Below are 21820 nucleotides of genomic sequence, written 5' to 3'. Positions count from 1 at the left end.
TCAGGACCTCGGGTCGAAGGCATCACGCAGCGCCTCGCCTATGAATACCAGCAGCGTCAGGATCAACGCGAGGGAGAAGAACGCTGTCAGGCCCAGCCAGGGTGCCTGCAGGTTCTGCTTGCCCTGGGCGATCAGCTCGCCCAGTGACGCGCTGCCCGCCGGCATGCCGAAACCCAGGAAATCCAGCGCGGTCAGGGTCGAAATGGCACCGGTCAGGATGAATGGCAGATAGCTCAGCGTCGCAGTCATCGCGTTGGGCAGGATGTGACGCATGATTATCGTCCGGTCCCCCAGGCCCAGTGCACGCGCTGCCTTGACGTACTCCAGGTTGCGCCCACGGAGGAACTCGGCGCGCACGACGTCGACCAGCGTCAACCATGAAAACAGCGCCATGATACCCAGCAGCCACCAGAAATCGGGTTCGACGAAGCCTGACAGGATGATCAGCAGGTACAGCACAGGCAAGCCGGACCAGACCTCCAGCAGACGTTGGCCGAGCAAGTCTACCCAGCCGCCGTAATAGCCTTGCAACGCGCCAGCGGTGATGCCAATCAGCGCGCTGATGAAGGTCAGGACCAGCGCAAACAGGATCGACACCCGAGCGCCGAAAATGACCCGCGCCAGTACATCGCGCGCCTGATCATCGGTGCCGAGCCAGTTGTTCGCTGAGGGCGGGCTGGGGGCCGGGGTAGTCAATTCATAGTTGGGCGTGTCGTCACTGAACGGGACTGGCGGAAACAGCATCCAGCCGTCGCCCTTGGTAATCAGCTGACGTACGTAGTCGCTGCGGTAATCCGGCTGGAAGGGCAGTTCGCCGCCAAATTGTTGCTCGGTGTAGCGCTTGAACACCGGAAAGTAGAGCGAGTGCTGGTAACTGACCATCAGTGGTTTGTCATTGGCGATCAGCTCACCGCCCAGAGTCAGGGCAAACAGTGCGCAGAACAGCCACAGCGACCACCAGCCCCGGCGATTGCTGCGAAAGCGCTCAAGGCGGCGGCGGGCCAGCGGCGAGAGGCTACGCATCATGCATTCCTCGCGCTGAAGTCGATTCGGGGGTCAACCAGCGTGTAGCAGACATCGCCAATCAGTTTTATCAGTAGGCCGAAAACGGTAAAGATGAACAGCGAGCCGAACACCACCGGATAATCCCGCGAAACGGCCGCTTCATAGCTCATGCGGCCCAGGCCATCCAGCGAGAAGATCACTTCGATCAGCAGCGAACCGGCAAAGAACACGCTGATGAACGCCTGCGGAATACCCGACACGACCAGCAACATGGCATTGCGGAACACATGGCCATAGAGCACGCGCCGCTCGCTCATGCCCTTGGCGCGGGCGGTAGTCACATACTGACGGGTTATTTCGTTGAGAAAGGAATGTTTGGTCAGCAGGGTCAGTGTGGCAAAACCGCCAATCACCAGCGCTGAAACAGGCAGCACCAAATGCCAGAAATAGTCAGCGATCTTGCCGACGGTGCTCAGTTGCTCGAAGTTGTCCGAGACCAGCCCGCGCACCGGAAACCAGTTCAGCGACGTGCCACCGCAGAACACCACCACCAGCAGCATGGCGAACAGGAAGGCTGGCGTGGCGTAACCGATGATGATCGCGGTGCTGCTCCAGATATCGAACTGACTGCCATGTTTGACCGCTTTGCGAATCCCCAGCGGGATGGATACCAGGTACGTCAGCAGCGTCGCCCAGAGGCCCAACGATATGGAGACCGGCATTTTTTGCAGAATAAGGTCGGTTACCGTAGCGCCGCGAAAGAAGCTGTTGCCGAAATCCAGTCGGGCGTAACTCTTCAGCATCAGCCAGAGCCGCTCATGCAAGGGTTTGTCGAAACCATATTGACGTTCGATCTGCTTGATCAGTACTGGGTCCAGTCCTCGGGACGCTCGAGAGTGTCCGGCACCGGCCGACTCGCTCGCACCCGCGCCCACGGTCGCACCGCCAATTCCCTGCAAGCGTGCAATGGCCTGTTCGACAGGGCCGCCCGGCGCGGCCTGCACGATGAAAAAGTTGACCAGCAAAATACACAGCAGGGTAGGGATGATCAGCAGCAGGCGACGCAAAATATAGCCGAGCATTCAGTGCATCTCCGAAACGATGGCTGAAGCACCGCGTTTTTCAGCGAACTGCTCGTTGGTCAATGGCGTCGGGCTGATTTCCCACCATGTTTCGATGGCTTCATTGTTGCTGGCCTGGATTTTCGGAATGCCGAAACGGTTCCACCAGACGGTGGAAGAGCCGGGCGGGTAATAATTGGGAATCCAGTAGTAATTCCATTGCAGTACCCGATCCAGGCAATGTGCATAGTCGGTCATGGTCTGCTTGTTGTCGGCCTTGAGCAGCCCTGCAATCAGGGTGTCGACGGCGGGGTCCTGAAGTGCCATGTAATTGCTGGAGCCTGGGTCCATCGCTACTTTCGAGCCAAAGCTGTTGTACAACTCGGCCCCCGGCGAGGTAGATACCGGGTAGCCGGTGACAATCATGTCGTAATCGCGGGCCATTACCCGGTTGAGGTATTGCGCGGAATCGATGCGACGAATATCAAAATGAATGCCGATCTGCGCCAGCGTACGTTTGTAGGGCAGCAGCATCCGCTCGAAACCATTCTGTGCGTTGAGAAACGTAAAGCTGAAGGGTTCGCCCTGTGCGTTAACCAGTTGGTCGCCCTGCGGCGTCCAGCCAGCCTCTTTCATCAGCGCCAGTGCTTGCAGTTGCTTGTCGCGAATGAAGCCTGTGCCATCGGTTTTTGGCGCCTTGAACACGCTGTCGAACACCTGGTCAGGGACCCTGCCACGCAGCGGCTCAAGGATTTTCAGTTCGGCGGGAGTCGGCAGCTCGCTGGCAGCCAGCTCCGAGTTGGAGAAGAAGCTGTCCTGGCGAATGTACATGTTGCGCATCATCTGCCGGTTGGTCCATTCAAAGTCCCAGAGCAACGACAGCGCCTGGCGCACGCGGCGGTCCTGGAACATCGGTCGGCTCAGGTTGAATACGAAGCCCTGCGAGCTTTGCACCGCGCCCTTGGCCAGTTGGGCCTTCTGCAAGCGACCGTCACTGAGTGCCGGGCCGTCATAGCGAATTGAATAGCCGGTCGCTGAAAACTCGCGGTTGTAGTCGTAGGCCCCGCCCTTGAGAACCGTGCGTGCCACGTCAATGTCGCCGAAATACTCGATGCTGAAGGTGTCGAAGTTGTACAGGCCTTTGCTGACCGGCAGGTCTTTTCCCCACCAGCCTGGGTCACGTTGAAACGTGACGGTGCGCCCCGGGTCGACACGGCTGATGGTGTAAGGCCCGCTGCCCGGAGGAACTTCAAACCCCGCGCCACTGGCGAAGTCTCGGGATTTCCACCAGTGCTCGGGGAAGACCGGCAGTGAAGCGAGGTCAAGGGGCAGGGTGCGGCTGTCGCTATGCTTGAAGTCGAAACGGATCTGCAAGGGGGATTCGACTTCCAGGCCTTTGACCGCCTCAAACTGGGTCCGGTATTGCATGTTGCCTTGGGTCATCAGCAGTTCGTAGGTGTACTTGACGTCGTCGGCGGTAATCGGGGTGCCATCCGCGAAACGCGCCTTCGGGTTGAGGTAAAAGCGCAAGGAAAGGCCGTCTGCACCACGCTCCATTTTCTCGGCGACAAGTCCGTAGACCGTATAAGGCTCATCCATAGAGCGTATGGCCAGCGGGGCATAGAGCAGGCCATTGATCTGCGAAACCCCCATACCTTTGTCGGTAAACGGCATCAAGTGATCGAACTGACCTATTTCAATGGCCGAGCGGCGCATGCTGCCGCCTTTCGGGGCGTCCGGGTTCACATAATCGAAATGTTTGAAGTCGGCAGGGTAGCGCGGGGCCTCGCCGTAAACGGTCAGTGCGTGTTGTGGTGCTGCAGACAGCGATTGAACAACGCCAACGAAGGTCAGCGTCAAGGCGAGCAATGATGGAAAAACAAAACGCATGACTCGAATCCTGACTGACGTTCGCAAGCGAATGTCAGGGTTAAAGGCGACTGACTGTAAAGGTATGGCGAAATCCCGGCAGCGCTCATGCCTCTGCATCGCGCTATCTTCTACAGACAAATGGCCGCTTCGCCAAGCCACTGCGCGCAGGCTGGGCCACTGCGCTGTTGAAAACGACCACATACAAAAACGGCCCATCCGAAGATGAGCCGTCTGGCATGCGGCGCAGCAGGATCAGTCCTGACGGCTGGTCACTTCCAGCAGGTGGTAGCCGAACTGAGTCTTTACCGGACCCTGAACGGTGTTCACCGGAGCACTGAATACGACAGTGTCGAATTCCTTGACCATCTGGCCTGGACCGAACGAACCCAGGTCACCGCCCTGGCGGCTCGATGGGCAGCTGGAGTTGGCCTTGGCGATTTCAGCGAAATCAGCGCCGCCTTCGATCTGAGCCTTGAGTTCGTTGCATTTTTCTTCGCTCGAAACAAGGATGTGGCGGGCAGTGGCTTTAGCCATGGGGAATAATCTCCTGTGAAAAAAAAGAAACAGCCTACCGGATTCAGTGCGGTATTTCCCGACAAAGTTCCTTTGCTCTGTTTATCTGTAACGCAGACGGTCAACCGCGCGACGCAACAGCTGTTCGGTGCCTTCCCAGCCAAGGCAGCCATCGGTGACCGAAACGCCGTACCGCAGCGTCCCGCCCAATGCCTGGCAGCCGTCGAACAAGTGGCTCTCGATCATCATGCCGATCAGTGAGGTATTGCCGGCCAGGCGCTGTTCAAGAACATCGTTAAAGACGTGGGGCTGGCGTGACGGGTCCTTGCCACTGTTGGCGTGGCTGCAATCGACCATGATTCGCGATGCGATATTGTTTTTTGTCAGGCTGGCCTGCACCCGAGCGACACTCTGGCCATCGTAATTGGGGCCGCTGTGGCCGCCGCGCAGCACAATGTGAGTGTTCGGATTGCCCTGCGTCTGGATGATTGCCGGATGACCGTGACCGTCCATGCCGAAGTGGCGATGCGGATGCGCCGCTGAACGCATTGCATCGCAGGCCACCGCGACGCCGCCGTCAGTGCCATTCTTGAAGCCGACTGCCATCGGCAGCCCGCTGGCCATTTCCCGATGGATCTGCGACTCGGTGGTGCGCGCACCAATCGCGACCCAACTGAGCAGGTCATCGAAATAGCCCGCGGCCATGGGTTGCAGTATCTCGGTGGCGATCGGCAGGCCCATGCCCAGCATGTCACGCATCAATTGTCGCGACAGCGCCAGGCCTTCAGCCATATCGTCACTGCTGTCCAGATGGGGATCATACGCCAGGCCTTTCCAGCCCACTGTCGTGCGCGGTTTTTCGACGTAGGCGCGCATCACCAGCAGCATCTGGTCACTGACTTGCGCCGCAAGGCCGGCCAGTCGCTCGGCATATTCACGAGCAGATTGTGGGTCATGGATCGAGCAGGGGCCCGCGATAACGAGCAGTCGCGAGTCTTCACCTTCAAGGATGGCGCGTACGGCGCGGCGATGGGCAGCAACCTGTTCGGTCAGCGCTGCATTCAGTGGCAGGCGCATTTTCAGTTCAAGCGTGCCGGGCAGGCGTTTCGAGGCGGGGCTGTTGTCTGCCAGAGCAACGGCATGGCTGGACAGGTCGGACGGTTTTACGGCAACGGACGAATTCATATTCTGGCTTCCTGGGCTGGCGGGGCAGTCCCGCGCAGACCTGCTGGGGTGTTCGACAAAGGGCCTTATTGGCCGGGCGTTTGTGGTTGCCACCTGGCAGTGACCGAACGGAGGCGGCAGGCTGTCCCGAACGGAGATGGCTAAATCGCCAAGCGAAGTCGATGTCGTTGCGGTAATAAGTGGCATAGTTCATGTCGTGATCCTCAATGTGCAGCGTGATATTTAGGAAGGGTTGAAAATACCTGACCCTGAAAAAACAAAACCCCCGGTCGGGAAGCCGACCGGGGGTAGAGAATTCTCTGGTTGGCGTCCCCTTGAAGTGGGCGCCGGATGGGTATCAGGCGCGCCAGTGGCTAAACCAATACCCATAATAAGAGTTGAGCTGAACAGGAGCATTCACCGAGGCAACCCGCACAGCCACAGCGCATGCACGGCAGGAAATGCCGGTAGCCGCTTGAAGCAGTGATGAAGTGGATTGCAGCATGGTGGGTCTCCGTTGATTGCTCCGAAGCTTACTTCAGGAGCGGCGGCGCATTCAATTGGAAAATTCAATCACCAGGATTATCAATGGCTACGAGCATTGACGTGGTGGTCCAGAGGGCGAGGGGTAAACCGCTCAACGGCTGATGACAGTTACCTGGCGGCAGGCTATGGTTCGGCCAGGCTTCTACATATTGCGCCTGCAGTCTCCGGCAGGATCAGCTACTCTTCACCCATTACTTCTTCCTGCGGGGTTTGCATGTTCGGGATGGTCCCGATCTTCATGCCCAGCAATACGGCTACCTTATGCGCTTCACCGCGCCTGCCTTTCTTGCGGCCCGCCAGCACCTGGTAAGTTGTCGCCGGATCAATGCTGTTTTCCCGAGCGAATTCCTGAACAGATTTTCCCTGTTGTTCGAGCCAGGCCTTGGCTTGTGCGGCGGTGCGTATTCCGGGCATAGTTCAAAACCGTTCAAATCTATTCAATTCCGCGGGATTCTAACATTCGTTAGGATGGCTTTAACAGGATCATAGATTCAAATGAGTGGAATCGGTTGTCGGCTGAGAAAAGAACGAGAGCGTCTGAGCATGTCTCAGCGTACCTTCGGTGAAATAGGGGGAGTTGAGGCTAACGCCCAGGGAAAGTATGAAAATGGTGATCGCGCGCCCAAGGCCGATTACCTGGCTGCGGTGGCGGCCAAAGGTGTGGATGTGCTCTATGTGCTGACGGGAGCGCGCACTCCGGTGCCGATTGACAACCTCAGTGTGATCGAAGAAAAGATTCTGGGTAATTACCGGGTGTTGGCCAAGGATGATCAGGATGCGATCAGGCGTTTGACGACGACCATTGCCGAGCTTTCCGCTCCTGAAAAGCTTCCTTAGTGCAGGCATTGCGAGGCGGACATGCAGCCTGCTTTTCTGCGGCCTGCGGGTTTTTTTCGTCGTTCTCGAAGCACCCACCGTCAAGTTGTCGAGAGTCTGAGTTCGCAGTGCTAGGTCTGACTCATTGTTTTTGTTATGGTGATTGGCATTCGTTATGACCGTTGCGCGAGGTGTCTGCTTGATTAAGGTGCTAGTTGTCGATGACCATGATCTTGTCCGGACAGGCATCACACGCATGCTGGCCGACATAGACGGTCTGCAGGTTGTCGGGCAGGCTGATTCCGGCGAAGAATCACTGAAGAAGGCGCGCGAGCTCAAGCCTGACGTTGTACTCATGGACGTCAAGATGCCGGGCATCGGTGGGCTGGAGGCGACGCGCAAGATGCTGCGCAGCCACCCTGATATCAAGGTCGTCGCAGTCACTGTCTGTGAAGAAGACCCGTTTCCGACCCGTTTGCTGCAGGCAGGTGCTGCCGGCTACATGACCAAGGGTGCGGGGCTTGCCGAAATGGTCCAGGCCATTCGCCTGGTGTTTGCCGGTCAGCGTTACATCAGCCCGCAGATTGCCCAGCAGCTGGCCTTGAAGTCGTTTCAGCCGCAGGTCAACAATTCGCCGTTCGATCTGCTTTCCGAGCGTGAAATCCAGATTGCCCTGATGATTGTCGGCTGCCAGAAAGTCCAGACCATCTCGGACAAGCTGTGCCTGTCACCGAAAACCGTTAATACCTACCGATACCGTATCTTTGAAAAGCTCTCGATCAGCAGTGATGTTGAACTGGCTTTGCTCGCTGTACGTCACGGCATGGTTGATGCCAGCGCCTGAACATGACCCAGACATTCGATCCAAGTGCATTTCTCGCGACCTGTAGCGGTCGTCCCGGCGTCTACCGTATGTTCGACGCCGAAGCCACACTGCTTTACGTCGGCAAGGCCAAGAACCTCAAGAAGCGTCTTGCCAGCTATTTTCGCAAAACCGGACACGCGCCCAAGACCGGAGCGCTGGTGTCGCGCATCGCCCAGATTGAAACGACCATCACGGGCAACGAAACTGAAGCGCTCTTGCTGGAGCAGACCCTCATCAAGGAGTGGCGGCCGCCCTACAACATTCTGCTGCGTGACGATAAGTCCTATCCCTATGTGTTTCTGTCCGATGGTAACTACCCGCGACTGAGCATTCATCGCGGCACCAAAAAAGCCAAGGGCCGTTATTTCGGGCCTTACCCGAGTGCCGGCGCGATTCGCGAGAGCCTTAGCCTGCTGCAGAAGACCTTTCAGGTGCGGCAGTGCGAGGACAGCTACTTCAAGAACCGCACGCGTCCTTGCCTGCAATATCAGATCAAACGTTGCAAAGGGCCGTGTGTCGGGCTGGTCGAGCCTGAGGTGTATGCCGAGGACGTACGTCACTCGGTGATGTTTCTCGAGGGACGCAGCAGTGCCCTGAGTGACGAACTGAACGCCTCCATGGAAAAAGCCGCGATGGCGCTCGATTTCGAACGCGCAGCCGAGTTGCGCGATCAGGTCGCCTTGTTGCGCCGCGTCCAGGATCAGCAAAGCATGGACGGCGGTACCGGCGATGTCGATGTGGTCGCCGCGTTCGTCAACCCTGGCGGTGCCTGCGTGCACCTGATCAGCGTGCGGGGCGGGCGGGTGCTGGGCAGCAAGAACTTCTTCCCGCAGGTCGGCATAGAAGAGGAGGTCGGCGAAGTGATGTCGGCATTCCTGGCTCAGTATTTCCTCGGCGGCATCGACCGTGAGCTGCCCGGCGAAGTCATCGTCAATGTCATCAACGACGATTTCCCTGCGTTCGTCGACGCCGTCGAAGAACTGCGCGGCGTCGAGATGGTTATCAGTCATCGCGTGCGCGGCACCCGGGCGCGCTGGCAGCAAATGGCAGTCACCAATGCCGAGCAGGCACTGACTGCGCGGCTGGCCAACCGTCAGCATGTTGCGTCGCGGTTCGAAGCGCTGGCCAAGGTGCTGGGGCTTGAAGATCCGCCAATGCGCCTCGAATGCTACGACATCAGCCACTCCAGTGGTGAGGCGACCGTAGCGTCCTGTGTGGTGTTCGGTCCGGAAGGCCCGATCAAGTCCGATTACCGGCGTTTCAATATCGAAGGCGTGACGGCGGGCGACGACTATGCCGCCATGCACCAGGCCTTGACCCGACGTTACAGCCGCATCAAGGCCGGGGAGGGCAAGTTGCCGGATGTGCTGCTGGTGGACGGCGGCAAGGGCCAGATGTCCATGGCCCGTGATGTGCTCAACGAATTGCAGGTGCCTGACCTCATCCTGCTCGGTGTCGCCAAGGGCACCACGCGCAAGGCGGGCTTTGAAACCCTTTACCTGAACGACGCAGCACATGAATTTACGCTGCCCGGCGATTCTCCGGCGTTGCACCTTATTCAGCAGATTCGCGACGAGGCCCACCGCTTCGCAATCACCGGTCACCGCGCGCGGCGCGGCAAGACCCGGCGCACCTCGACCCTTGAGGGTGTTGCAGGCGTCGGGCCGACCCGGCGTCGTGACCTGCTCAAACATTTCGGCGGATTACAGGAATTGTCCCGTGCCAGCATCGATGAAATCGCAAAAGCACCCGGAATCAGTAAAAAGCTGGCAGAGTCGATTTATGCAAACCTGCACAGCGAGTAGAATGCCCGCTCACCTCGTAGCCAGTTGTGCCGATGAATATCCCTAATCTGATCACCGTACTACGCGTTTTATTGATTCCGATCTTCATTTTGCTGTTCTACATGCCTTATCACTGGAGCTACATGGCCGCCAGTGCAGTCTTTGCGTTCGCTGCGGCGACCGACTGGCTCGACGGGTATCTGGCCCGCCGTCTTGAACAAAGTACGCCTTTTGGCGCCTTTCTCGACCCGGTAGCAGACAAACTGATGGTGGCCGTGGCATTGGTGCTGCTGGTTCAGGCGCATGCCAATCTGTGGCTGACGCTGCCCGCAGCGGTGATCATCGGTCGCGAAATCGTGATTTCTGCACTCCGCGAGTGGATGGCGGAAATCGGCGCGCGTGCGCAGGTTGCCGTTTCCAATATGGGCAAATGGAAAACCGCGGCGCAAATGCTCGCGCTGGTTATTCTGCTGGGTAACCCGCCTGCGATCACGATCTGGGTGATTCTCGGCTACGCATTGCTGCTCGTTGCAGCGGGGCTGACCCTGTGGTCGATGGTGCAATACCTCAGAGCCGCATGGCCGCACCTCAAGACTACGGCAGAAAAAAAATAAGTTTTTGAATCAAGGGGTTGACGCAGCTTTCTGAAACGCTAGAATAGCGCCCGTCATCAAGACAATGCGGGAATAGCTCAGTTGGTAGAGCACGACCTTGCCAAGGTCGGGGTCGCGAGTTCGAGTCTCGTTTCCCGCTCCAAATCTAAATCCATGTATGCACAAGAGGCATATGGGATTAACAAAAAAGACGCTTAGGCGTCTTTTTTCGTTTTTGCGGTAAATATCCCGGGTTTACTTTCTTGTGATGTACTTCTGATTGTCTGAAGCAGTTCTGGCGTCCGAAGCCATATAGCCGTCGCCACCTCAAGCAGTCGAAGGAACAGTAGACCGGCTGGAGGCCATTATCGGGCACCCGCTGCGCACCTACGAAGACTTCGGCAAGGAAGCCACTGTCGGTTGAATCGCCGGCAGGGCAGCCATCCTGCCGGGTAAGAAACCCGGCAGTCAGTGCTTTAGTAGTTCACCCAGGCGGCATCGTTATTGGCAGACTGTACCCAGCGCACACCTTCTACGCCAGTGTCGATACCCGGCTTGGTAGCCCATGCCATGCGTTGCCTCTGAACTTCGAAACTCATCTGGTCAGGGCGTCCATCCCACCATTCGATACTCGCCTTCCCGACTACTATTTATAATGTTGCTCGAACACCGCTACCTGCTCCGGTGTAATGAGTTGAAAGGGCACCCAGACTTCAGCGTCGACCGGCTCGCCTTTGATCATTTTTATGGCCGATTGAAGAGCTGTGGTCGCCTGGGCCTTCGGGTCTTGAAACACCGAGGCTGCCAGCATTCCACGTTTGATTGCCGCCAGGCCATCAGGCAAGCCGTCAATGCCTACAATTGCAACTTCCCCCTTCGCTTTGCCAGCCTGTTGTAACGCCATGGCGGCGCCGATGGCCATCTCGTCGTTATTGGCCACGATGGCATCAAAGGTTCTGCCCGCCAGTAGCCAGTTACTGGTCAGGTCCATACCTTTGTTACGTTGCCATTCCGCTGTTTGCTGCTCGACGATCGTTATGCCCGGATAGTCCTTGAGCACCTGTTTGACGCCTTCGCTGCGGTCGTGTGTCGAGTTCTGCGCAAGGTCACCCATGATGAGCGCGATAGTACCTTTGCCTCCCATCTTTTCTGCCAGATAGCGCATCTGCAATTGTCCTGCCTCAATGTCGTTGGACGCCACGGTGGTAACGCCCTTGGGCAAGACGCGCTCATCCGGGTGACGGTTGACGTAGACAAGCGGCATCTTTGCCTCGACCGCTGCGCGGGTCATATTTGCCGTGGCGGCGGTGTCCACCGGCAAGACGATAACCGCATCCACTTTCTGGCTGAGAAAGCCCTGAACCTGATTGATCTGGCGAACCACATCGCCTTGAGCGTCCTCGAACTGGAGCTGCACATTCTCTTTTCGGGCAGCTTCTTCCAGGCCGCTGCGCACATAGGTCATGAAGTTATCGTCGACTCTGGCGATCGTGACGCCAATTCGGTAGCTCGCAGCAGCCCATTGGCTGGAAACCAGTAACAGCACGGCGATAAACAGTTTGCGGAAGGGCATGAGACGTTTCCTTTTGTTGTTATGTGTGACGTTCACCAAGACCTGTCATGAACGTTTCCAGCGCTTTTCACGAGAGCTTGCCAAGGTGTTCCTCAAGTCAGGGTGAAGGCTTTTTTGAAGCGTTCCAGTGCTGCTTCGCTGTTGCCGCTGGCCCAGCCTTCAAGCCCGACGACACCCGTATAGCCCATATCGAACAACGCTCTGGCAATGGCGGGATAATGAATTTCACCCGTACCAGGCTCTTGGCGACCCGGGACGTCGGCGACCTGGATTTCTCCTATGGCGCTGCCTGAGCGCTGGATGAGTTCGATCAGGTTTCCTTCGCCGATTTGCGCGTGATAAAGGTCCAGGTTCATTTTCAGGTGCGGGCTGCCCACGGCCTCGATCAGGGCCAATGTGTCTTCAGCGCGAGCGAACGGGGTGCCGGGGTGGTCGACCTCGGTATTCAGGTTTTCCAGCAAGAATACCCGGCCTGCCTCTTCGCCAAGGCGAGCGAGTTTTTCCAGCGTTTTGCAGGCACTCAGCCACATGCGTCCATTGACATGAGCCACCGGATTGACGGGCAGACCTTTGTCGTCAAGGCCCGTGCCATGCAGGTTCAGGCTCGGGCAATTGAGCCGGGCTGCAACCGCGAGGGATTCGCGTGCGCTGTCCAGCAGGTGCTGGATTGCGTCTGCGTCGGTCAGATTGCCGTGGGTGTAGCCAGTCATGGAGGTGAAATTCGCCCCTGTGGCAGCCAGCGCCGCGATGTCCTTATTGGCCCAGCTCCATATTTCGGCGCTGAAGCCCAGCTCGTGAATACGCCTGACACGCTCGGTGAAGGGTAAATCCAGGAACACCATCTCGGCGCTGACCGCTAATGTGAATGGTATGGAGCTCATGCGCAGACTCCTCGTGACACCGCCACCGGCCGGCCTTGCTGGAACGACTCGATGCAGGCGCGGGCAATGGCCAGCGCCGCTCGGGCATCTTCGCCACTGGCCAGGGGTTTGGCCCCGGTACGCAGGCAGTCGGCAAAATGATTGAGTTCGGCGATGTAGGCGTCACGCAGCAGGTCGGTGTCCAGTCGTTGGGAGTCGGCCTGTATGCCATTGGCCAGATAACGGGTCAGATCAGATTCACTGACGTTGCCCATAGTCAACATGCCGGCACTGCCGAAGACCTCGCCCCGGACGTCGTAACCGTAGACCGCCTGAAAGCTGGCTTCAGCGGTGGCAATGGCACCGTTGTCGAAACGGATCATCACCACCGCTGTGTCCAGAAACCCATTGTTCTTGTAATCCGGTGCAATCAGCGCATCAGCCATGACGAACACGCTGACTGCCTCGGCACCGGGGTTCAGGTAGCGCAGGGTATCGAAGTCATGAATCAGCGTTTCAAGAAAGATCACCCATTGCGGCGAGGCTGCCGGATTGTTCAGCGCAGGATCTCGGGTTAACGAGCGCAACAGTTGCGGTGTACCTATACGCCCCTCAACCACGTTCAGATGAGCCGTACGAAAGCTTTTGGCGAAGCGACGGTTGAAACCGACTTGCAAGGGCACGCCGGCATCGGCGGCCGCAGCGATAGCGCGGTCGGCTTCCTCGAGAGTGATCGCCATGGGTTTCTCGCAAAAAACGCCCTTGCCGGCCCGCGCCGCGCTGATGACCAATTCTGCGTGGCTGCGCGCGGGGGCAGCGATCAGCACGCCATCCAGGTCTGGGTCGTCCAGCAATTGCTGCGGGTCGGTGTAGACCCGATCTACCCCTAACTCTGCGGCCAGACGCGACGCTTGGCCGGGAGTGGGGTCGGCGATGGCTGCAAGGCAGGCACCGGGAATGTGGTAGGCAGCGGTCTGGCCGTGGAAGCTGCCCATGCGACCGGCACCGATCAGACCAAGGCGGAGAATTTTTTTGCTCATGAAATAACCCTTTTTAATTGTTGTTCGATTATTTCCCGGCTGTAAGCGCGCCGGGTAAAAGGGGGAAGAGCAAAGGCTATGCCACAAATTAAGCTATTGATTTTAAAGTGTTATTAATAATTTTTAGCCAAAAAATGTTCATTTTAATGACATGTCTATACTGACATGTCGACTATATGAACATGGATACATCAATGCCCTCACAGTTTGCGACCTTTAGCGTGCAAGACCTCGGTTACCTCACAGCATTGGGTACGGTTGCACTCAACAGCGGTCCCATACCTGAACTGGAACAGGCCTGGCGGGCGCGCCTGAGTGGCGTTGACGAGCGCCCGGCGACGGTCAGGAAGGTTATTTGGGATTCCTGGGGACGCAGCATCGCAGGCGGCGTGAACCCGGAAGACAGCGACTACCGGTTTGTCGACCCTCAACACCTTGCGGCTACTCTGACGGCCAATCGGGTTTTGATTGCCGCAGCAGCTCAAGTGATGCGCGGCTTGCTTGCCTATAACCCGAGAGGCCATATCAACCTCACCGATGCTGAGGGCACCACACTGTATTTTTGCGGGCTGGATCTGACGCCGGTAGGTACGCGCTTGCTGGAGTCGGTGCAGGGCACCAACTGCACCGGGCTGGCCCTGGCTGAAGATTCCCTGGTGTATGTACTGGCAGAGGAAAACTTCGGTACAGGCCTTCGTCAGCGGCGGATGCATTGCGCTGCGGCGCCCATTCGCAATGCCCAAGGCAAGACCCTGGCGATGCTGACCCTGACCGCAGAACCTGGCTGGTTCCATTTTCATACGCTCGGCACTGTCCAGGCGGCGGCCGAGGCCGTCTCGCGGCAAATGGCCTTGCAGGCGCTGCTGGAAGAACAGCAAACCGTTCTCGAAGTGCTCAACGAAGGTTTGGTGGTACTGGACGAACGAGGCTGTATAAAAGCGCTCAATCGCTATGCCCGGCAGCTTTTTCGGGTCGGCCTGGATTTGCTGGGCAGCCCGTTCCAGCGTCTGGGGCGCAGTGATTTGAACGAGCAGATTCTGGCGCGTATCGGTGAAGGGCTGCGGGACCTGGACTGCACCTTTGAACTGCATGATTTCAGCCAGTTGTCCTGTCTGGTTTCGGTATGCCCACTGGAGCAGGGCGGGCGCGTGGTGTCGCTGCGAGAAAATCGGCGCATTCGGGAGATCACCCGGCGAATTATCGGCACTCAGGCCCGTTACACGTTCGAGACCATTCAGGGCCGTTCACGGGCGATTGCAGATGCCGTGCATTTTGGGCGGATCGCCAGTCGCAGCGATTCCACCACCTTGATTCTTGGCGAAAGCGGCACCGGCAAGGAGTTGTTCGCCCAGGCGATCCATAATGCGAGTGACCGCAATAGCGGGCCTTTTGTAGCGGTCAACTGTGGCGCGATTCCCCGGGACCTGGTGCAAAGCGAGCTGTTCGGCCATGTCGAGGGCGCATTCACGGGTTCGGCTAAAGGCGGGTCGGCGGGCAAGTTCGAACTGGCCGATGGCGGCACGATCTTTCTTGATGAGATCGGCGACATGTCCTTCGACGCGCAGGTCAGCCTGTTACGGGTGTTGCAAGAGGGCGAAGTAACCCGGGTCGGGGCGAAAAGCTCGCGACCAGTGGATGTACGCATCATTGCCGCCACTCACCGTAACTTGAGTCAGGCAGTGGCCGAAGGCGCCTTTCGTGAAGATCTGTATTACCGACTCAACGTGCTCAACCTGACCGTACCGCCGCTGCGTATGCGTCGGGAAGACATTGCCTTGCTGGCGCAACATTTTCTTGATCGTTGTGCCCGTTCATTGCGCAAGTCAGTGCTGGGGCTTTCTGCGCAAGCTCTGGAATTGCTGGTGGCTTATAGCTGGCCGGGCAACGTGCGAGAGCTGGAAAACAGCATTGAGCGCGCGACCAATCTGGCCACGGGTGAGCTCGTCCAGCCCGCCGATCTGCCCCTTGAAATCAGGCAGCGCAGCGGCCCCGCGGTGCCGGGCCGGCTGCCAGTGCCTTTGGCGGCCCATGACCTTGGCACCCACGAAATGCACGCGATTATTGCGGCGCTCGAAAGCACCCGAGGCAACATTCGCCTCGCTGCTCGACAGCTGAACGTTTCCCGCGGCGGGCTGTACAACAAAATGAGTCGATTCGGCTTGAACGCCGCCGATTTTCGAGGGCTCTGACGCCGGTCAGGCGTCGGTATTCTCCGAGGTCACGATCTGTAGCGGTACATACACCCGGTGCCTGAGCGGATCGAAGCTGTTGACGGTCTGCAACTCGATCAGCAGATTTACCAGTGCCTCGGCAATTTGAAGAGGCTGGGAGTCGATCACCACGTCAACCAGCCCGTTCGCGAGTGCGAGGCGCGACAGTTCGGTGGACTCCTGTAAAATGCAGCACAGCGCTGGACGTCTGGGCAGTTGCGCGAGGGCACTGATGATGCCGTCGCCACCACCGCCCACCACGCACAGCCCGCGCAGATCGTCATGATTGCCCAGCAATTCCAGGCTCGCCTCTTCGGTGATATCACAGTTGTCGAGGTTGATCAGCGGCACCAGAGGACGTAACCCCGGCGCATGTTCTGCCAGGTAACTGTGTAGCCCTTCAACCCGCGCCTGATGGCCAAGAAAGCGATGGCCGCCGAGCAGAATGCCGATGCTGCCTTTGCGAGCACCGCAGGTACGTGCCAGCAGCCAGCCCATGGTGCGTCCGACCTGATAATTGTCCTGACCGACGTAAGGCTCATCGGCCTTCTCATGAATGTCTGAAAGCAGCGCTATCACCGGGACGCCAGCCTGGCGAATCTGTTCAAGAGCAGCGTTGATCAGCGGGTGGGCGAAGCTGACCACCGCCAGGCCGTCACATTGCACTGCCAGTTGTTCGAGTTGGGCAACGATGGCGGCCGGGCTGCGATCAGTCACGTATTCGAACTGGCAGGTCAGATTGGCCCCGATACGACGTTGCGCGGCCTGGCCAATGGCCTGAGCGAGGTTGGCATAGAACGCCTGGGCGGTGTTCAGCAACAGAATGCCGAAACGGTAAGTGGGACGTTGCTCGACAATGCGCTGCGCAATCAGCCGTGCGGCGAAATAACCCACTGCTTCCGCGGCCTTCAGCACCTGCTCGGCGGTAGCGGGGTTTACCGGAGCGCGGGCGTTGAGCACGCGATCGACAGTCGCGACACTCAAGCCTGCCTGCGCGGCAACAGTCGCGATGGTGGGGCGCTTATTGTTATTCATGACATGCCCTTGAAGCGGCTTGATAGAAAACTATCAAGCACCGCAGATGCTCGATGATAGCTTGATAGTGAATGTATTCAAGGCCTTGAGAGGGGGGTGGGTGCTCTCTATATTTTCTTACGCAAAGTTTCTGAAACTTCACACTTGCGGAGAATAATAACAATGCCTCAAGACACTGCAGCCTGTCAGCGCGACTATAGCCTGACCGGCACCGAAGCTGCCCGTGCAGCGGAAAAAGGCCTGGTATCTGCCGAGTGGTACCAGTCGCCCATCTCTCGTCAACGCATGAAACAATTGATGCAGCGCCGCGACGGCCCGGCCTTGCTCGACACCGCGATTTGGTTGCTGGCGCTGCTGGTCAGCGGTTTTGGCGGCTACTGGTTCTGGGGTTCCTGGGCATGTGTGCCGTTCTTCCTGGCTTATGGCGTTCTTTACGCCACAGCCTCCAACCCGCGCTGGCACGAGACTGGCCACGGCACCGCGTTCAAGACCCGGTGGATGAATGACGGGTTGTACCAGGTGGCCAGTTTCATGTGCATGTTCGAGCCACATGTATGGCGCTGGAGCCATGCGCGGCATCATACCGACACTATCGTGGTAGGTCGCGACCCGGAAATTGTCGAGCCACGGCCGCCGAGCCTTGTGATGATGTTCCTGAGCCTGTTTCAGATTCCCTTGCTGATCAAAACAATGGGCGGCGTGTGCCGACATGCTTTTGCGCACATGAGCGAGCAAGAGAAGGATTTCATCCCGGTGTCCGAATGGCCCAGAGTGTTTCTGGCCGCGCGTATCTGGCTCGCCATTTATGCCGGAGTGGTTGCTGCGGCACTGTATCTGCAAAGCTGGTTACCCCTCATGTACGTCGGTTTGCCCATGCTTTATGGCGGCTGGCTGTCTTACCTGTTCGGCCTTACTCAACATGTGGGGCTGGCTGAAGACGTGCTCGATCATCGCAGCAACTGCCGCACTATCTACATGAACCGCGTGCTGCGCTTTCTGTACATGAACATGAACTATCACCTTGAGCACCATATGTACCCGATGGTGCCGTATCACGCGTTGGCGCAACTTCATGAAGAGATCCGCCACGACTGTCCGCCGCCTTATGCCAGCCTCGGCGAAGCCTTCAAGGAAATTATTCCAACCCTCCTGAGGCAGCGCCGCGACCCGACCTACTTCATCAAGCGCCAGGTGTCACATGCTTCAGCGCCTGCCACCGCCGCACGTCCCCAGCCTGAAGCGACCTCCGGCTGACACTTTCCGGTTGTTCCCGAACGAGAGAGAAAAACCATGAACAATCAATGGATTGATGTATGCGCCGTGGGCGAAATTGATGAAGAAGACGTCATGCGCTTCGATCACGGCCCGCATACCTATGCCGTATACCGTTCCGCCGACAACGAATTTTTCGCCACGGCGGGCCTGTGCACCCACGAAAAGATTCACCTCGCCGACGGGTTGGTAATAGATCACGTCATCGAATGCCCTAAACATAACGGCCGCTTCGACTATCGCAATGGCAAAGCCCTGGGAGCACCCGTGTGCGTCAATCTCAAGACCTTTGCCGTACGGGTCGAAGCCGGGCGGGTTTTGCTTGCGGTCAGTGACTGAAAATCAGGAGTGCATGCCATGAATGCTCCATTGATTATCGTTGGCGCGGGTCATGCAGGTGGCCGTGCAGCGCTGACCTTGCGCGATCAGGGTTACGCCGGCCGACTGATACTGATCGGCTCCGAGCCGCACGTGCCGTATGAGCGTCCACCTTTGTCCAAGGGCGTGCTGCGAGGCTCCGTGGACCTGGCCGGTTGCAGCCTGTGTGCGGACACGCGCCTCACTGAGCTGGGTATCGAGCATCTGACCGACAATCCGGTAAAGAGCCTCGACCCGCAGGGTCATCGCCTGCAGTTGGCTGACGGCGATGAGTTGCCTTACAGCCGATTGCTGTTGGCGACCGGGGGCAGGGCGCGTTGCCTGGCACAGATCCCCAGGCACCTGAGCAATGTTTTCTACCTGCGCACCCACGATGAAGCATTGGCGTTGCGGGGTGCCTTGATCCACGGTTCACGCCTGGTGATCATCGGTGCCGGGTTCATTGGCCTTGAAGTTGCGGCGACGGCGCGGGCTCTAGGCTGCCAGGTGACGTTGCTCGAAGCAGGCCCTCGTCTGGCCGGGCGCGTCTTGCCTGAAGAAGTGTCCCGGGCATTGCTGGATTTGCATCGGCAGCACGGCGTCGATGTACAACTCAATGTCGTGCTTGAAGGCGTGCAAGGCAATGAGCGCGCCGAGTCAGTGCTGCTGGTCGACGGCCGGAGTGTGCTTTGTGACGCAGTGGTTGTCGGCGTTGGCATGCAGCCGAACATCGAGCTTGCAGTAGCGGCTGGCCTTGCCGTGGGGCAAGGGATTCGTGTCGACGATCGACTGCGCACCAGCGCCCCGGACATCTTCGCCGCCGGTGATGTGTGTGAGTATCGCCTGCACCCCGAGGGGGTGTACCAGCGGCAGGAGACCTGGCGCAACGCCGAAGCGCAGGGGCGCCACAGCGCATTGAATATGCTGGGGTACGATCTTCCGTTCCAGGAGGTGCCCGGCTTCTGGTCCGATCAGTACGACTGGAGCGTGCAGACAGTCGGTGTAACCACGCAGCCCCTGCCTTCAGCCAGCCGCGCATTGGCCTGCGGTGGGCGGTTGCTGTTCTACCTGGATGCGCAACAACGACTGCAGGGGGCCTGTGGCCTGGCGCTGGGCAACAGCGTTGCCAAAGATATCAAGCTGTGTGAGCGCCTGATCGTTGCCCGAACTCCGCTGAGCGTCACCATGCTCAACGACCCCGAGTGTTCGCTCAAACAACTGCTGAGGCTCTGACATGGACACATTTCTGGTATTTCAGTCGCTATGGGCCATGCAGGACCATCGTGGCCAGTGTGACGTTCCCATCGAGGCGCAACTGGACAGAATTGCCGCCGCCGGCTTTGACGGGATCACCGACCATTACTGGCATGCCCCCGATGTCATGCGGCTGCATGCCGCCGCAGAGGCCCGTGGCTTACAGATTGAAGGCCAGCTATTCCCACAGACAGTAGCCGATCTGGACAGGGCGCTTGAAGTTGCTTGCCGCTACGGTTGTCACCACCTGACTCTGCAGGCCGATGCACGTCCGCGGACGCTGGCCCAGGCGATCACGTTGATCGAGGGCTGGCAGCGTCTGGCCGAGCAGGTGGACTTTCCGGTTCTGCTGGAAACTCACCGTTACCGCCTTACCAGTGATCTGTTGTTTACCCTCGACGTGCTGGCGCAGATGCCGGACCTCAAACTGTTGGCTGATTTGTCCCACTACGTGGTAGGTCGGGAGTTGCCCGAGTCGGCGACGGCCGAGGACGACGAGCACATTCACAGCATCTTGCGCCATAGTTGGGGCTTTCACGGCCGTATAGCCAATAGTGAACAAGTGCAGGTGCCTTTGAGCTTTGCACAACACCGCCCCTGGCTTGAGCGGTTTTCAGCCTGGTGGCGTTACGGTATTGAAGATTGGCTGGCTCGACCGAATAAACCAGCCAGCCTGTCTTTCACGTGCGAGCTGGGCCCACCCCCGTATGCAATCACAGGGAGTGACGGGCGCGAAATTTCAGATCGCTGGAGCGAGGCACTGTTACTCAAGGATCTGATTCGCGGAATCTGGAATGATTGCCGTTCAAGGGTCTGACGGGTTCAGCCCACTTGATGCGAATGGTGAACTCTTCAAAAGCATACCGATGTGTACATTTTAGGTTGACGACCCATCGCCAACGGTTTAAAACTATACACGTCGGTACAGTTTTGGTGGTCTCGCAGTTCATTGCAGACTGACACACATCCAGAACAGTCCGGCAGCGCCTCGCAGAGCAGTCTGATGATGATCGATTAAATGCCGTGCAACGCGGTACGTCGCGATCATGGATGGCCCTGCATCAGGCAAGAGAGTGCTCCGAGATACAGTGCCTCTGGAAAACGTGCTTCTGGATAAACAGTCCCGGGATATTACCAGTGCCCTTCAAAGGTACTGCCCGTGACGGTGCGTGCCTGATAGTAGTCGGGCTCGGGGATTGACGGTGAGTGCTTGAATTTCAATAACCTGATCACGCTGGAGAGTTCTGCATGCACTACGTTAAAAACATGAAGTTGGCCGGGCTGTTGTTATTGGTTTTTCTGGTCACGGGGTGTGCCAGTCACGAGCCGTCGCCTTATTCAGGAATCGAGTCATCACTTGAAATGCGGCCCAACAAACAGGACAGCTCGGGTCGTATTCCCTTCAAGTACTCGACGTCAGTCAACTGGAACCAATACGATAAAGTAATGCTTGAGCCTGTGGTGATCTACTCGGGAGCGGATGCGCAATTTTCAGACCTGGAGCGCAACGAAAAGACCGTCCTGGCCAACGACATGACGGTCAGGTTCTCTGAAGCCCTGGGCAAGCATTTCCGGTTCACCGACACACCTTCACGCGGGACAATGCGCATTCGCCTCACCCTGACCGGGGCCGAGACCACTGTTACCGGGCTGTCTACATTCTCCCGATTCGATATCGGCATGGGGTCATATAACCTCGTTCAGGCCTCCAGAGACCGTGAAGGTACGTTTACGGGGTCCGTCAGCTATGCCGTCGAGATCTACGATGCGTCCACTTCGCAGCTTCTGGAGTCCTATGTCACTCGGCAATACCCTAAGGTTTATGACATAAGCTCGACCTTCGGGCGCTTGTCGGCGGCGCAGGCCGGCATTTCCAGAGGCGCAGATGAGCTGGTCGAGCTGTTGCTCTCAAAGTAGAGCAGCCTTGGGAAGCCCGGCCTCATAGCCGGGTCTTCCTGTCAGTCGAACACCTGAGAACTGAAATGCTATTTATGAATAAT

19 protein-coding genes, 1 tRNA gene and 1 pseudogene are annotated in these 21820 nt (G+C 58.1%); 11 read left to right on the top strand and 10 right to left on the bottom strand.

Translation table 11 applies throughout. From position 1 onward, the window contains the following. The 6 genes from RYC17_RS01190 to RYC17_RS01165 all read right to left on the bottom strand — a co-directional run bounded on the left by RYC17_RS01190 (position 1) and on the right by RYC17_RS01165 (position 6575). Positions 1 to 1023: an ABC transporter permease gene (locus RYC17_RS01190; protein WP_058408117.1), complete on the bottom strand. Its 1023-nt coding sequence runs from the start codon at positions 1021 to 1023 to the stop codon at positions 1 to 3. Then, positions 1023 to 2087: a microcin C ABC transporter permease YejB gene (locus RYC17_RS01185; RefSeq protein WP_058408116.1), complete on the bottom strand. Its 1065-nt coding sequence runs from the start codon at positions 2085 to 2087 to the stop codon at positions 1023 to 1025. Before RYC17_RS01185 ends, RYC17_RS01190 begins: the two co-directional genes overlap by 1 nt. Beyond that, positions 2088 to 3956 (bottom strand): extracellular solute-binding protein, encoded by a 1869-nt coding sequence (locus tag RYC17_RS01180; RefSeq protein WP_316902268.1) that lies wholly within the window; start codon positions 3954 to 3956, stop codon positions 2088 to 2090. It lies immediately after the preceding gene. 234 nt (positions 3957 to 4190) lie between these two features. Continuing rightward, positions 4191 to 4472, bottom strand: coding sequence for a peptidylprolyl isomerase (locus RYC17_RS01175; protein WP_002553340.1), 282 nt, complete (start codon positions 4470 to 4472; stop codon positions 4191 to 4193). 81 nt (positions 4473 to 4553) lie between these two features. Continuing rightward, the gene (locus RYC17_RS01170; RefSeq protein ID WP_316902266.1) at positions 4554 to 5636 is read right to left on the bottom strand and encodes a 3-deoxy-7-phosphoheptulonate synthase; all 1083 of its coding nucleotides are present in this window, start codon (positions 5634 to 5636) and stop codon (positions 4554 to 4556) included. A 702-nt stretch (positions 5637 to 6338) separates the two neighbouring features. Beyond that, positions 6339 to 6575, bottom strand: coding sequence for a DNA-binding protein (locus tag RYC17_RS01165; RefSeq protein WP_002553342.1), 237 nt, complete (start codon positions 6573 to 6575; stop codon positions 6339 to 6341). A 129-nt stretch (positions 6576 to 6704) separates the two neighbouring features. Between RYC17_RS01165 and RYC17_RS01160 the strand changes: the two genes are divergently transcribed. From RYC17_RS01160 to RYC17_RS01140, 5 genes are all read left to right on the top strand, one after another. Beyond that, the gene (locus RYC17_RS01160) at positions 6705 to 6998 is read left to right on the top strand and encodes a helix-turn-helix domain-containing protein (RefSeq protein ID WP_005746418.1); all 294 of its coding nucleotides are present in this window, start codon (positions 6705 to 6707) and stop codon (positions 6996 to 6998) included. Positions 6999 to 7176: 178 nt separating this feature from the next. After that, a complete protein-coding gene (uvrY, locus tag RYC17_RS01155; protein ID WP_002553344.1) occupies positions 7177 to 7821 on the top strand; it encodes a UvrY/SirA/GacA family response regulator transcription factor in 645 nt (214 codons plus the stop codon). A 2-nt stretch (positions 7822 to 7823) separates the two neighbouring features. Beyond that, positions 7824 to 9647, top strand: a complete 1824-nt coding sequence (uvrC, locus tag RYC17_RS01150; RefSeq protein WP_316902265.1) for an excinuclease ABC subunit UvrC — start codon at positions 7824 to 7826, stop codon at positions 9645 to 9647. Positions 9648 to 9679: 32 nt separating this feature from the next. Next, a complete protein-coding gene (gene pgsA, locus RYC17_RS01145; RefSeq protein ID WP_002553346.1) occupies positions 9680 to 10240 on the top strand; it encodes a CDP-diacylglycerol--glycerol-3-phosphate 3-phosphatidyltransferase in 561 nt (186 codons plus the stop codon). A 66-nt stretch (positions 10241 to 10306) separates the two neighbouring features. Continuing rightward, positions 10307 to 10382 (top strand) — tRNA-Gly (locus RYC17_RS01140). 483 nt (positions 10383 to 10865) lie between these two features. Here the strand turns inward: RYC17_RS01140 and RYC17_RS01135 are convergent. The 3 genes from RYC17_RS01135 to RYC17_RS01125 form a co-directional block, all read right to left on the bottom strand. After that, positions 10866 to 11792 (bottom strand): sugar ABC transporter substrate-binding protein, encoded by a 927-nt coding sequence (locus RYC17_RS01135; protein ID WP_057401198.1) that lies wholly within the window; start codon positions 11790 to 11792, stop codon positions 10866 to 10868. A gap of 92 nt (positions 11793 to 11884) precedes the next feature. Beyond that, a complete protein-coding gene (locus tag RYC17_RS01130; RefSeq protein ID WP_011168510.1) occupies positions 11885 to 12673 on the bottom strand; it encodes a TIM barrel protein in 789 nt (262 codons plus the stop codon). Beyond that, positions 12670 to 13692 carry a Gfo/Idh/MocA family oxidoreductase gene (locus RYC17_RS01125; RefSeq protein WP_230016297.1) on the bottom strand — a complete coding sequence of 341 codons (1023 nt, stop codon included), beginning with the start codon at positions 13690 to 13692 and terminating at the stop codon, positions 12670 to 12672. Before RYC17_RS01125 ends, RYC17_RS01130 begins: the two co-directional genes overlap by 4 nt. 194 nt (positions 13693 to 13886) lie before the next feature. On the opposite strand from RYC17_RS01125, the gene RYC17_RS01120 reads away from it, so the two are divergent. Beyond that, positions 13887 to 15881: a sigma-54 interaction domain-containing protein gene (locus tag RYC17_RS01120; RefSeq protein WP_316902261.1), complete on the top strand. Its 1995-nt coding sequence runs from the start codon at positions 13887 to 13889 to the stop codon at positions 15879 to 15881. 6 nt (positions 15882 to 15887) lie between these two features. Here RYC17_RS01120 and RYC17_RS01115 read toward each other — a convergent pair. Next, a pseudogene (locus RYC17_RS01115) lies at positions 15888 to 16978 on the bottom strand (LacI family DNA-binding transcriptional regulator). Positions 16979 to 17099: 121 nt separating this feature from the next. Here RYC17_RS01115 and RYC17_RS01110 point away from each other — a divergent pair. From RYC17_RS01110 to RYC17_RS01090, 5 genes are all read left to right on the top strand, one after another. Next, on the top strand, positions 17100 to 18191 hold the full coding sequence (locus RYC17_RS01110; protein WP_316902259.1) for a fatty acid desaturase family protein: 1092 nt from the start codon (positions 17100 to 17102) through the stop codon (positions 18189 to 18191). 36 nt (positions 18192 to 18227) lie between these two features. Next, complete coding sequence (locus RYC17_RS01105) at positions 18228 to 18548, top strand: MocE family 2Fe-2S type ferredoxin (protein ID WP_002553354.1); 321 nt, start codon at positions 18228 to 18230, stop codon at positions 18546 to 18548. A gap of 18 nt (positions 18549 to 18566) precedes the next feature. Next, the gene (locus tag RYC17_RS01100) at positions 18567 to 19799 is read left to right on the top strand and encodes an NAD(P)/FAD-dependent oxidoreductase (protein ID WP_316902257.1); all 1233 of its coding nucleotides are present in this window, start codon (positions 18567 to 18569) and stop codon (positions 19797 to 19799) included. Between the two features lies 1 nt (position 19800). Further along, a complete protein-coding gene (locus tag RYC17_RS01095) occupies positions 19801 to 20637 on the top strand; it encodes a sugar phosphate isomerase/epimerase family protein (protein ID WP_005732041.1) in 837 nt (278 codons plus the stop codon). Between the two features lie 431 nt (positions 20638 to 21068). Next, complete coding sequence (locus RYC17_RS01090) at positions 21069 to 21737, top strand: DUF3313 domain-containing protein (RefSeq protein ID WP_002553358.1); 669 nt, start codon at positions 21069 to 21071, stop codon at positions 21735 to 21737. Positions 21738 to 21820: the final 83 nt, after the last annotated feature.

Source organism: Pseudomonas syringae group sp. J248-6, from assembly GCF_032586995.1.
GTDB classification, from domain to species: Bacteria; Pseudomonadota; Gammaproteobacteria; order Pseudomonadales; family Pseudomonadaceae; genus Aquipseudomonas; species Aquipseudomonas amygdali.
The sequence above is the reverse complement of the archived record's forward strand: the minus strand, read 5'-3'. Positions and strand labels throughout refer to the sequence as shown.